Origin of the sequence: Salegentibacter salegens (genome assembly GCF_900142975.1) — a bacterium.
GTDB lineage: Bacteria > Bacteroidota > Bacteroidia > Flavobacteriales > Flavobacteriaceae > Salegentibacter > Salegentibacter salegens.
The window spans coordinates 2,532,149-2,545,420 of record NZ_LT670848.1; the positions used below are offsets into that span (position 1 = coordinate 2,532,149).

The 13,272-nt window shown below is 37.2% G+C and carries 7 protein-coding genes and 1 tRNA gene; 6 read left to right on the forward strand and 2 right to left on the reverse strand.

Annotated elements, in window-relative coordinates; all coding sequences use genetic code 11:
- The first annotated feature begins 3 nt into the window (after positions 1-3).
- Positions 4-1,902, forward strand: coding sequence for an amidophosphoribosyltransferase (locus B5488_RS11355; protein ID WP_079735368.1), 1,899 nt, complete (start codon positions 4-6; stop codon positions 1,900-1,902).
- 467 nt (positions 1,903-2,369) lie between these two features.
- Here the strand turns inward: B5488_RS11355 and B5488_RS11360 are convergent, their stop codons facing one another.
- Positions 2,370-2,978: a superoxide dismutase gene (locus B5488_RS11360; RefSeq protein WP_079735369.1), complete on the reverse strand. Its 609-nt coding sequence runs from the start codon at positions 2,976-2,978 to the stop codon at positions 2,370-2,372.
- Between the two features lie 166 nt (positions 2,979-3,144).
- On the opposite strand from B5488_RS11360, the gene B5488_RS11365 reads away from it, so the two are divergent.
- The 5 genes from B5488_RS11365 to B5488_RS11385 all read left to right on the forward strand — a co-directional run bounded on the left by B5488_RS11365 (position 3,145) and on the right by B5488_RS11385 (position 12,823).
- Complete coding sequence (locus tag B5488_RS11365) at positions 3,145-6,276, forward strand: UvrD-helicase domain-containing protein (protein ID WP_079735370.1); 3,132 nt, start codon at positions 3,145-3,147, stop codon at positions 6,274-6,276.
- A 31-nt stretch (positions 6,277-6,307) separates the two neighbouring features.
- Entirely contained in the window at positions 6,308-7,501 is a 1,194-nt protein-coding gene (gene kbl / locus B5488_RS11370; RefSeq protein WP_079735371.1) for a glycine C-acetyltransferase, read from the forward strand.
- A gap of 193 nt (positions 7,502-7,694) precedes the next feature.
- Positions 7,695-9,116 carry an OmpA family protein gene (locus B5488_RS11375; protein WP_079735372.1) on the forward strand — a complete coding sequence of 474 codons (1,422 nt, stop codon included), beginning with the start codon at positions 7,695-7,697 and terminating at the stop codon, positions 9,114-9,116.
- Between the two features lie 62 nt (positions 9,117-9,178).
- Complete coding sequence (locus B5488_RS11380; RefSeq protein WP_079735373.1) at positions 9,179-11,914, forward strand: PD-(D/E)XK nuclease family protein; 2,736 nt, start codon at positions 9,179-9,181, stop codon at positions 11,912-11,914.
- Between the two features lie 6 nt (positions 11,915-11,920).
- A complete protein-coding gene (locus tag B5488_RS11385; RefSeq protein WP_079735374.1) occupies positions 11,921-12,823 on the forward strand; it encodes an alpha/beta hydrolase family protein in 903 nt (300 codons plus the stop codon).
- Between the two features lie 331 nt (positions 12,824-13,154).
- Here B5488_RS11385 and B5488_RS11390 read toward each other — a convergent pair.
- Positions 13,155-13,228 (reverse strand) — tRNA-Ala (locus B5488_RS11390).
- Positions 13,229-13,272: the final 44 nt, after the last annotated feature.

Sequence of the window (13,272 nt, forward strand, 5' to 3'; positions counted from 1 at the left end):
ATTATGAGTGACGCCTTAAAACACGAATGTGGAATTGCCCAAATACGATTGTTAAAACCCCTGGAATACTATAAAGAAAAATATGGTACCGCCTTTTATGGGATTAACAAAATGTATCTAATGATGGAAAAACAGCATAACCGCGGCCAGGATGGCGCCGGTTTTGCCAACATTAAATTAAATACAGCTCCCGGAGATCGCTATATAAGCCGAATAAGATCTAATGCGGCGCAACCCATCCAGGATATATTTGAGCAGATAAATGGTAGAATCAACGACGAGATTAAAGCCAACCCTGAATATGCCGATAATGTTTCGCTTCAGAAGAAAAACCTTCCTTATGTAGGGGAAGTTTACCTTGGGCACGTTCGCTATGGCACTTTTGGCAAAAACAGCATAGAAAGTGTACACCCATTTCTTCGGCAAAATAACTGGATGCACCGTAATCTTATTGTGGCAGGGAATTTTAATATGACCAATGTAAACCAGCTTTTTAATAACCTGGTAGAATTAGGTCAACATCCAAAAGAAAAAGCCGACACCGTTACGGTAATGGAAAAAATTGGGCACTTTTTAGATTCTGAGGTGCAAAAGCTTTACAAGAAATTAAAAAAAGAGGGATATTCTAAAGTTTCTGCTTCGCCAATAATTGCAGAAAAACTAAACGTTGCTAAAATTCTTAGAAAATCGTCTAAAAACTGGGATGGTGGTTATGCCATGGCCGGTTTACTGGGGCACGGCGATTCTTTCGTACTGCGTGATCCTGCGGGCATACGGCCTGCTTATTATTACAAAGATGATGAAGTGGTAGTTATAGCTTCAGAAAGACCGGTAATTCAAACCGCTTTTAATGTAGATTTTGATGAAGTACATGAGCTTCCGCCAGGACACGCCATTATCACCAAAAAAAGCGGAGAGGTAAATATTACCCAAATCCTGGAACCTCTGGAACGAAAAGCCTGCTCGTTTGAGCGTATTTATTTTTCCCGTGGAAGCGATGCCGAAATCTATAAAGAACGAAAAATGCTTGGGCGTTTATTGATGCCTGAAGTCCTGAAATCTATAGAGCACGATACCATAAATACGGTTTTCTCGTTTATTCCAAATACTGCGGAAACCAGTTTCTACGGAATGGTTGAAGCGGCTCAGGATGAACTGAATAAACAGAAAAACGACGCGATTCTTGCTGAAAAAGATACGTTAACTGATGCACGACTAAAGGAAATTTTAGCTCACCGTTTACGCACCGAGAAAATTGCGATCAAAGATGTAAAGCTTAGAACCTTTATTACCGAAGACAGCAGCAGGGACGACCTTGTAGCCCATGTTTATGATGTGACCTACGGGGTGGTTAAACCAGAAGATAGCCTGGTAATTATAGATGACAGTATTGTTAGGGGAACCACGTTAAAGAAAAGCATCATTAAAATGATGGACAGGTTAAACCCAAAACAAATTGTGGTAGTCTCTTCTGCACCGCAAATTCGTTATCCCGATTGCTACGGGATTGATATGGCGCGCCTGGAAGGTCTCGTTGCTTTTAGGGCAGCGCTGGAGCTTTTAAAAGATAACAACCAATACGATATTGTAGAAAAGGTTTACGACAAATGTAAATTACAGGTAGATCTCGCCGATGTGGATGTAAAGAATTTCGTAAAAGAAATCTACGAACCTTTTACCAATGAGCAAATTTCAGATAAAATTTCAGAACTACTTTGTGATACCGATGTAAAAGCTAAAGTAAAAGTGATTTACCAAACGGTAGATAATTTGCATACCGCCTGTCCTAAGAACCTGGGTGACTGGTATTTCACAGGCAATTATCCCACATTTGGTGGTAACCGGGTAGTGAATAGAGCTTTTATTAATTTTTACGAAGGAAACGAAGGGAGAGCCTACTAAGTGCACTTTAACAAGTTTTTCTGCCGTTCGTCTAAAATGATTTTTTAGAGGATTAAGATTATATACATTAGCAGAACCATAAACATAAGTAGGTTAAGTTCATGGTAGATTTGGGGCAAAAAAAGGTGGATCTAAAAATCCGCCTTTTTTTATTTTTACCCGATTTTGAAATTCTTCAGAAATAAACAATTCCCACAGCCAACAAATCTAAAAACCCAATTTTTCTTACATTAAATATTGAATTTCAATACTTTAACAGGTAATTACGCCGTTAATCTAAAAAATTTGCGAGCAAGATTTATTCAACATACTTTAGACTCACCATAACATAAGTAGGTTAAGTTCATGGTAGATTTGGGGCAAAAAAAGGTGGATCTAAAAATCCGCCTTTTTTTATTTAACATTCTTGCAAAAAAAAGACCGCTCAAATGGCGGTCTTTTTAATATATTGAATAATAACTTAGTTATTATTTCTGCTTTGCATATCTGCTTCCTACTTCTTTCCAGTCTATTACATTAAAAAATGCATCTATATAATCTGGTCTACGGTTTTGATAGTTTAGGTAATAAGCATGTTCCCAAACATCAAGCCCTAAAATAGGAGTTCCTCCACAGCCAATTCCAGGCATTAATGGATTATCCTGATTTGCTGTAGAGCAAATCTCTACTTTTCCACCTTCGTGAACACAAAGCCAGGCCCATCCAGAACCAAACTGTCCCGCAGCTGCTTTAGAAAATTCATCTTTAAAAGCTTCAAAAGAACCAAATGCGGTATCAATTGCTTTTGCAAGTTCACCTTCTGGTTTTCCGCCACCATCTGGAGACATCACTTCCCAAAATAATCTATGGTTATAAAATCCGCCACCGTTATTTCTTACAGCGGTATTAGATTTATCAAGATTTTCAAGGATATTCTCAATGGTTTTTCCATCAAGATCGGTGCCTTCTATTGCAGCGTTTAATTTTTTAGTGTAACCTGCGTGGTGTTTTCCATGGTGAATTTCCATGGTCTTCGCATCTATATGTGGTTGTAATGCATCAAATGCATATTTTAACTTTGGTAACTCAAAAGCCATTTGTATATATTTTTTAGTGATTAGTAATAAAATTCACTCAAATTTAGGTATTAAGCTATTTAATAGAAACAATTTAATGTTATAAAATACTTAAAAGCCGGGAGAGAATACAAAACATTTTTATTTTACCTTTAAAATTCAAAATCTTCCTAAAAATCTAGCTTTTTTGACTAATAATTTCACTATTTATAATGCTTCTGCGGGATCGGGTAAAACCTTTACCCTGGTTAAAGAATATTTATTACTGCTTTTTAAAAGCAAAAAGCCCGATGCTTACAAAAATATTCTCGCTATCACTTTTACTAATAAAGCGGTAGATGAAATGAAGTCCAGAATTATAAGCAGTCTAAGGGATTTTACTGGAGCAGAAACCTCGTCTATAAACAACCCACTTTTTAAAATTATTGCTGAGGAAATCGGTTTATCTGAAGCAGAGCTTAAAACCAGGGCTGCGAAGATCCTAAAAAGTATTATCCATAATTACGCAGCTTTTGAAGTTTCTACCATAGACGGATTTACACACAGGGTGCTTAGAACTTTCGCTAAAGACCTGGGATTACCGGTAAATTTTGAGATTGCTCTTAACACACGGCAGATTCTTATGGAAGCCGTAGATAGGCTTATAAGCAAAGCCGGTACCGATAAAGAGCTTACAAAAGTTCTTATTTCTTTTGCAATTAGTAAAACAGATGATGATAAAAGTTGGGATATTGCCAAAGACCTTTTCGAAATTTCTGAATTGCTAATTGGCGAAAACCATCAGGAAGCACTCAAAAAGCTAAAAGGTAAAACACCCGAAGATTTCCAGAGTTTTAAGGCACGAATAACTTCAGAAATTAAAAAGACTGAAGCTATAATTGCGGAAACCAGTACTGAATTTTTTGACCTTGTTGAAAGTAATAATATTGAAGAAAAGGACTTTAGCGGCGGATACGTTTATAAACATTTTGTGAAGCTAAGAGATCAAAAGTCTATAGACGGTTTTGAAAAATCATGGATGCTAAAGCTGGAAAGCGCTCCGCTTTATGCGAAGTCAAATAAAAATCAGGCTGTTAAGGATGCGTTAGATAGTATTCAATCTTTAATAGTTAGTCTTTTTGAAATTTCTAAAAGAGCCTATCTAAACCTTGATTTTCTTGAGGCAATTAGAAAAAATCTAACTCAACTTTCGCTACTTAATGCGATAAACCAGGAAGTAGAACTTATAAAGAAAGAGCGCAACCTAATTCTTATTTCAGAATTTAACCCAAAAATAAGCGCACAGGTGAAAGACCAACCGGCGCCATTTATTTACGAAAGGCTTGGGGAGCGTTACCAAAATTATTTTATAGATGAATTTCAGGACACTTCGCAAATGCAGTGGGAAAACCTGATTCCACTTATAGACAACAAACTTTCTTCTGAAAATATCCAGGATCCTGCCAGCGCTATGCTGGTTGGAGATGCCAAGCAATCTATTTACCGTTGGCGCGGCGGAAAAGCCGAGCAATTTATAGACCTTTGTTTAGATACCAATCCCTTTAGTATCGAAAAATATGTAGAAAATTTGCCAGATAATTACCGTAGCGGAAGCCAGATTGTAAACTTCAACAACAGTTTATTCAATTATGCTTCAGGCACCTTACAACATCCGGCTTATTCTAATTTGTTCCAGGAAAGCAGTCAAAATCCTAAAAAAGGAGATTTTGGATACGTAAATATCGACTTTATCGAAGCCGAAAATGCCGCGGAAGAACACGAAATTTATCCTGAAAAAATCCTGGAAATTATTCAGAATTTAGAGCAGAAAAAGTTTAAAAAAGGAGATATCTGTATCTTAACCCGTAAAAAGAAAGAAGGCATCACCATTGCAAGCTATTTGAGCGAAAATAATATTCCCGTTGTTTCTTCTGAAACCTTGTTAGTTGCCAATTCTTCCGAAGTGAACTTTATCGCTCATTTATTAGAGTTTTCTTTAAGTCCTAAAGACAACACTTTAAAACTGGAACTTTTTGATTTCCTGGCCGATTTCCTGGAGATAGAAAACCGCTACCCGATAATCTCAGCCAATTTACCCAAAGACGGGAAGTCATTTTTTAATTGGCTAAAGGATTACAATATTGATTTTGACCTTGACGAAATCAGGCATCTTTCAGTTTATGAAGCCGCTGAATATATTATTAGAAGTTTTTCCCTGGTAGAAACTTCTAATGCTTATGTTCAGTTTTTTCTCGATTTTATCTTTGAAAGCACGCAAAAGGCAACCGCAGGCATAGCTGATTTTATCGATTTATGGAAACAGGAAATAGAGAGCTTAAGCATTGTAGTTCCCAAAGCTGAAGATGCCGTACAAATAATGACCATTCATAAATCTAAAGGCCTGGAATTCCCGGTAGTGATCTATCCTTATGCCAATTCCGATTCCAAAAGCACTCGTATGGATTCACTTTGGTTGCCTATGGAGCCTCCATTAGACGAAATTCCTATGAATTACCTCAGCGCATCAGATAAAATGCTGAATTGGGGCCCAAAGGCTTCCGATATTTATACTGAATTAATTCATCAAAAAGAACTGGATACTTTAAATGTACTATATGTAGCCTGCACCCGTGCTTCGCAGCAATTGTATTTGCTGAGCAAAAAAGAAATAGATGCAAAAGGCAATGAAAAAGCCTATAAAACTTCAGGATTATTAATCGGTTATTTAAAAGAAATTGGGAGGTGGGATGCCAATATAAATACTTATGAATTTGGCGAAATTGGGATTCCGAAAGCCTCAGCAGAAACACATTCAGAAAATATTATTTCAGAAAAATTTTACTCTTCAGCAACGCAAAATAAAGCGGTGAATATAGTTACCAAATCGGGAATGTTATGGGACAGTAAACAAGAAGAAGCAATTGAAAAAGGAGAGATTCTGCACGAATTATTGGCGCAAATAGATTTTAAAGAGCAGGTAAAACCTGTTGTGACCCAAGCCGTAAATAATGGAATAATCACAAAAGATTCCGCAGAAAAAATAGAAAAATTACTTCTTGAAATCACCAATCATCCACAACTTTCAGAATACTACGCAAAGAGCGCTACAAGTTTTAACGAACGCGATATTTTAACGCCCGAAGGCAAAAGATTAAGGCCAGACCGCATTAATTTTTCGGGGAAAACCGTGAATATTATAGACTATAAAACCGGAAAGTTTGACATTTCCCACGAAGCTCAAATTAACAGCTATGCCGGGATTTTAGAAGATATGGGTTACAAAATAGGAAGTAAAAACCTTGTTTATACAAATAAAGCGCTTAAGGTGCGCCTTGTTTAAAAGAAATGTAAGTTTGTAAAAAATTAGAATTATGTACGGATCAATAAAACAACATTTAGAAAAAGAGCTGGAACAAATTAAAGAAGACGGCCTTTTTAAAAAAGAACGAATAATTACCGGCCCACAAGATGCGGTGATCAAAATTTCTACCGGGCAGGAAGTAATTAACTTTTGCGCCAATAATTATTTGGGACTTTCTTCCCATCCCGAGGTTATAAAAGCCGCTAAAGATACTATGGATTCCCACGGTTTTGGGATGTCTAGTGTTAGATTTATTTGCGGAACCCAGGATATTCATAAAGAACTGGAGCAAAAAATAGCCGATTTCTACGGAACGGAAGACACCATTCTTTATGCTGCGTGTTTTGATGCAAACGGAGGAATTTTTGAACCACTTTTAACCAAAGAAGATGCAATAATTTCAGATTCGCTAAACCACGCTTCTATTATTGATGGGGTGCGTTTATGTAAAGCGGCAAGATATCGTTATCAAAATGGCGATATGGCCGATTTAGAAAAACAACTTAAAGACGCCAACGAAAAAGGAGCAAGATTTAAACTTATCGTAACCGATGGTGTTTTCTCTATGGATGGTCTTGTAGCTCCTTTAGATAAAATTTGTGACCTGGCTGATAAGTATGATGCGATGGTAATGATAGATGAATGCCACGCTACTGGTTTTATTGGAGAAAAAGGAATTGGAACCCTGGAAGAAAAAGGAGTGATGGACAGAGTGGATATTATCACCGGAACATTAGGAAAAGCACTTGGTGGAGCTATGGGCGGTTACACCACAGCTAAAAAAGAAATTATAGAATTACTTAGACAACGTTCAAGACCTTACTTATTTTCAAACTCCCTTGCTCCTTCTATAGTTGGTGCTTCAATTAAGGTTTTTGAAATGTTGGAAAAAGACAACAGTCTGCGGGAAAAACTAAAGAGCAATACGCAATATTTCAAAAAAGGAATTAAAGATGCCGGTTTTGATATTATAGATGGAGAGTCGGCTATTGTTCCTGTAATGCTTTACGATGCCAAATTATCTCAAAAAATGGCAGAGAGATTACTGGAAGAAGGTATTTATGTAATAGGATTCTTTTATCCCGTAGTTCCAAAAGAAAAGGCCAGGATAAGAGTACAGTTATCTGCCGCCCACGAGCAGGAACATTTAGATAAAGCCATTGCAGCCTTTACCAAGGTGGGTAAAGAATTAGACGTAATTTAGTTTCAATGTTAAAGAATAGCTTAAATTTATAATGAAAAATTAGCAAAAAGAAGGCTTTACAAATCTTAAAAAGCTCTCAAAAACGCCATTATCTAAGGGTTTATTAAGAAAACTTTATTATTTTATGCTTTGCCAATAAGCTTTAACAGTCTACTTTTGTTAACAATTAACACTTAAAACTAAACTATTGAATATGAAACATCTTAGCAAAATTTTATTCGCTACAATGTTGGTTCTGGGTATTACTTCGGTAACTGCACAGGATGCAAACAATCCCTGGTCTGTAGGGATCCAAACCAACGCGGTAGACTTTCATCCTACCAGTGATGTAGGAGGAACTTTTGACGATTATTTTAACGTTGGAGATCACTGGAATATCTTGCCATCTATGTCAAGATTAACCGTAGGTCGTTATATTGGAAGTGGTTTTGTATTTGAACTTGCGGGTTCTGTAAACCAAATAGAACAATATGGCGCTGAAAGCGTTCCACAAATGGCATATTATGCAATTGATGGATCTTTTAACTATAGCTTAAGAGCCTTACTAAATGATGGTTGGCTTGATCCTGTTGTTGGTATTGGTGGTGGTTACACCAGCATTGCTGATAATGGTGACTACCCTATTTCAGATCTTGGCGCAGCAACTCTTAACGGTAAATTCGGATTAAACTTCTGGTTTACTGATAATGTTGCTTTAACTCTTGAATCTAACTACAAGCACGTGTTTGATGTTGATGGTGCAACACACTTTCAACACGCAGGTGGTGTGAAATTTATGTTTGGCGGAACCGATTCTGACGGTGACGGTATTTACGATAAAGACGATGAATGTCCAGAAACTCCAGGTTTACCTGAGTTTAACGGATGTCCAGATTCTGACGGTGATGGAATTGAAGACCGTATGGACGCTTGTCCTAACGAAGCTGGTTTAGCTGAATTTGATGGTTGTCCTGATACCGATGGTGACGGAATTGCTGATCCAAATGATGACTGTCCTGAAGTAGCCGGATTGGCTGAACTTAATGGATGTCCTGATGCTGATGGTGACGGAGTTGCTGATAACGAAGATGACTGTCCTAATGAAGCTGGTCCTGCTGAAAACAACGGATGTCCTTACGAAGATATGGATGGTGACGGTGTTTTAGATAAAGACGATGAATGTCCAGAAGTTGCTGGAACTGCAGCTAACAATGGATGTCCAGAGCCAGACGTAGAAGTTATTTCGGAATTGAATGAATATTCTAAAACTGTATTGTTCGAACTTAACAAAGCAACAGTAACAGCAGATTCTGAAGAGGCTTTACAGTCTATCGCTGATATTATGAACGAATATTCAAATACAATCTTCCATATTGAAGGGCATACCGATAGTACTGGTAGCGCCGAATATAACGAGAAACTATCTCGTGAGCGTGCTGCTTCAGTAGAGAAATGGTTAGAAGAAAATGGTGTACCAAGCAACAGATTAACTTCTGAAGGTTATGGTGAAGAAAGACCAATTGCTACTAACAATACCGCTGCCGGAAGACAGGATAACCGTAGAGTTGAAATCTCTTTAGATAAAAATAAAGAAGTAAAAGATTCTGAATCTTCTATGGAAGACGATAATCAATAATTAGTTAGATAATTATTATAGAAAAACGCTCCGGTTTCCGGGGCGTTTTTTATTTTTAGGCTATGGTATCTTTTATTTCAGGAGTTCTTAAGGAGCTCATTTCTTCAGGAGAAAATATTTCAGAAATTATCTTTATTCTTCCCAGCAAACGTGCGGGAAGTTTTCTATTAAAAGAACTTTCTGCCTTGAGCGAAAATCACATTTTTGCGCCTAAAGTTTATAGCATTGAAGAGTTTACAGAAGTTATTTCAGAAACCAAAACCGTAGATAACACCCTTAGCCTTTTTGAATTTTATAATGTCTACAAAAAAATCACGCCCCAGCAAGAACAGGAAGATTTTGAAACTTTTACGGCCTGGGCCCAAAGTCTTATTCACGATTTTAATGAAATAGACCGTTATTTAATAGACTATAAAAGCTTTTTTAATTACCTGGCAGATATTCAGGACCTAAAACACTGGTCTATCCAGGAGCCCAAAACCGAACTTATAAATAATTATTTATCGTTTTGGAATAGTCTTCCGGCATTTTATGAAGCTTTAAAGGAGGAACTATTATCAAAAAACACAGGCTACCAGGGCTTGATTTATAGAAAAGCTTCAGAAAATATTCCGAATTACGCCAGGGAGAATTCCTCTAAACACGTTTTTATAGGTTTTAATGCGCTAAATACTGCAGAGCAACTAATCGTTCAACATCTATTAGAAAACGATTGTGCAGAGATCTACTGGGATTTAGATGAGGTTTTTGTAAAAGATAGGCAACACGATGCTTCGCTCTTTATAAATCAATATTTAAAAGACTGGCCGGTTTATCGCGAAAAACAGGCAAAATTGAATGTAAATGAATACCATAAGCCGAAAAATATTCAGGTTACCGGCATACCAAAAAATGTAGGACAGGCAAAATATTTAGGAGAGTTACTGGCGAATTTAGATGAAGAAACACTTCAGGAAACCGCCGTGGTTTTAGGAGAAGAAGACCTTTTGCTGCCGGTGTTAAACAGTTTACCACCCAATGTACAGGATTTGAACATCACCATGGGATTTCCACTTAAAAATGCGCCCATCGCTTCTCTTTTTGACAGGCTGTTCCAGATACATCAAAACACTGCTTCAACCTATTATTATAAAGATGTGATTTCAGTTATAAATCATCCTGCACTCCACGAAATCTTAAAACAGGAAACCGAAGTTTTTATAGAAAAAATTCAGTCAGAAAATACGGTAAACCTATCTTCCGAAGAAATTATAAATTCCTTTTCTACTGAAGCAAAACCTTTATTAAAAGCCTGTTTTAGAAAATGGGATAACTCGCCTAAAAAAGCATTAGAGGCTTTTCAGGAAATTATAAACCAGGTTAAAATTCATTTAAAAAGCAGCGATAATAAGCTTGGGCTGGAGTTTATATATCATTTTCATGTGCTATGTAATAAGCTTGACAACCTCAACGAAGCTTATCCGCATCTAAAAAGTATTAAGTCGCTTTACCAGTTTTATAAAGAAATAATGAGTACCCAAAGCCTGGATTTCCAGGGAAGGCCTTTTAAAGGTTTACAGCTTATGGGAATGCTGGAATCTCGCGCTTTAGATTTTAAAAATGTGATTATTTGCTCGGTTAACGAAGGCGTTTTACCTTCGGGAAAATCGGGGAGTTCTTTTATTCCTTTCGACTTAAAACAAACTTACAAACTACCTACTTACAAAGAAAAAGACGCGGTTTACACCTACCACTTTTACAGGCTTTTGCAACGAGCTCAAAATGTACATTTGCTCTACAACACAGAAACCGACGGATTAAATTCCGGAGAAAAGAGCAGGTTCCTTACTCAACTGGAAATTGAAAAACAACCGGCGCATCAGCTCACACACGCGATGGTGAGCCCTAAGGTTCCGGCGATTAAAAATGACCTTCGGGAAGTGAAAAAAACTCCGGAAATTATGGAAAAAATAAAGTCGCTCGCTGCTTACGGCTTCTCCCCTTCTGCTTTGACTTCCTATATTCGAAATCCCCTGGATTTTTACAGGCAATACGTTCTTGGGGTTCGCGATAGCGAAGAAGTGGAAGAAACGGTGGCATATAATACCCTGGGAACGGTAGTGCACGATAGTCTTGAGAATTTCTATAAACCGCTGGAGAACCAAATCCTCACAGAAGAAAATATAAAAACATTCAAGGCGCGAATTGAAGAAGAGATTACACTTCAGTTTAAAAAATCTTATATGAACGGGCCAGTAAACCAGGGCAAAAACCTGTTAATTTATGAAGTGGCCAAACGGTATCTTCGTAATTTTCTAAACCTGGAATTAAACCGACTTAAAACCGAAGAAATTAAAATCCTAAAAATTGAGAAAACTTTAAAATCTGAAATTAGGATAGAGCAGCTTGATTTTCCGATCTTTATGCGCGGAAAAGTGGATCGTGTGGAAAGTACAAATGGCACCACCAGAATTATTGATTATAAGACTGGAAAGGTTACCCAGGATAAAATTGAAATTGTAGATTGGGCAGATCTCACTTCAGATTACGATAAATACAGCAAAAGTTTTCAGGTTTTGGCGTATACGAAAATGATGCAAGACCAAAACTCGCTGGAACTACCGGTTGAAGCGGGCATCATTTCATTTAAAAATTTAAAAAGCGGATTCCTGAAATTCGGAAAGAAAGATAAACCAAGAACAAAAAATAAAGAAACGGCTATAAATAAGGAGATTCTAGAGGCATTTGAGATAGAATTAAAGAAACTAATTACCGAAATTTGCGATCCTGAAATTCCTTTTACAGAAAAAGAAATATAAAAACCTATGGAAATTACTAAAAGAACCAATCTCCAGATTGATGGAAAGCACAATAAACCTATTCTTATAGATCTAATTTTTAACGATGACAAAAAACCCAAGCCAATCGTGATTTTTTGCCACGGTTACAAAGGTTTTAAAGACTGGGGCGCCTGGGATAAAATGGGAGAATTCTATGCAGAAAAAGGATATTTCTTCGTGAAATTTAACTTTTCTCATAACGGGACTTCACCAGATAACCCAACCGAATTTTTAAATATTGAAGCTTTTGGTGATAATAATTATATAAAAGAGTTAGACGATCTACAAACAGTAATTGACTGGGTTTTAACCCCCGATTTTAATGAAGCCCAACAAATTGATGTGAAAAGCATCAACCTTATTGGTCACTCCCGTGGCGGTGGAATTGCCATTTTAAAAGCGGCTGAAGAAGAGAGGATCAACAAACTAATTACCCTGGCGGCCGTGAGCGATTTTGCTTCGCGTTTTCCAAAGGAAAAAGAACTGGAAGCCTGGGAGAAAAAAGGTGTACAGTATATAAAAAATACAAGAACCGGACAGCAATTACCGCATCACTATCAATTTTATAAGAATTTTAGGGAAAATAGAGAACGTTTAAATATTCAAAAAGCGACTAAGAAGCTAGACATCCCGCATTTTATTGCCCACGGGAGTAACGACACCACGGTTTCTATTGCCGATGCGGGAAATCTCTTTGAATGGAGCCCAATTTCAAAACTGCTTTTAGTTGAAAATGCCGATCACGTTTTTGAAATTTCTCACCCGTGGAATAAAGATGAATTAACCAAAGAATTTCAGCACGTGCTTAACAGGACAGCTACTTTCCTTGATGCCAACGTTCAGGATTTAAAAGACGAATACCTGGACAACGACGAAGCTGATTCTTAAGCATTTTAAAAGTATAATTAAGGCTGTCTAAAAAGTTTTTTTAACGTCATTCTGAATTTAATTCAGAATCTAAGTTGTCGCATCGCAAATAAACACATCTTAGAAGCTGAAACCAGTTCAGCTTGACGAAATTAAACTTTTTAGACAGCCTCTTTATTTTCTCCAAAATGAAAACTGCAAACCTTTGTGGTTTTGAAGGAAACTAAACCCATAGTCTGGTCTGGGGGAATCGATGCCTTCCCGATCTTGTATCGAGACGCACTAGTCAGCCTTCAATATTTTAAAATGAAAAAGTCAGAAACAAAAAAACCACCGCGATACGGTGGTTTTGTGGAGAATATCGGAGTCGAACCGATGACCTCTTGGCTGCCAGCCAAACGCTCTAGCCAGCTGAGCTAATCCCCCAATTGGAAGGCAAATGTAATAATTTTCTGTAAATTCCAACAAAG

Excerpts from the sequence above, each read along its gene's own strand:
- B5488_RS11375 (WP_079735372.1), top strand. The coding sequence starts at position 7,695 with ATGAAACATCTTAGCAAAATTTTATTCGCTACAATGTTGGTTCTGGGT.
- B5488_RS11380 (WP_079735373.1), top strand. The coding sequence starts at position 9,179 with ATGGTATCTTTTATTTCAGGAGTTCTTAAGGAGCTCATTTCTTCAGGA.
- kbl (WP_079735371.1), top strand. The coding sequence starts at position 6,308 with ATGTACGGATCAATAAAACAACATTTAGAAAAAGAGCTGGAACAAATT.
- B5488_RS11355 (WP_079735368.1), top strand. The coding sequence starts at position 4 with ATGAGTGACGCCTTAAAACACGAATGTGGAATTGCCCAAATACGATTG.
- B5488_RS11360 (WP_079735369.1), bottom strand. The coding sequence starts at position 2,978 with ATGGCTTTTGAGTTACCAAAGTTAAAATATGCATTTGATGCATTACAA.
- B5488_RS11385 (WP_079735374.1), top strand. The coding sequence starts at position 11,921 with ATGGAAATTACTAAAAGAACCAATCTCCAGATTGATGGAAAGCACAAT.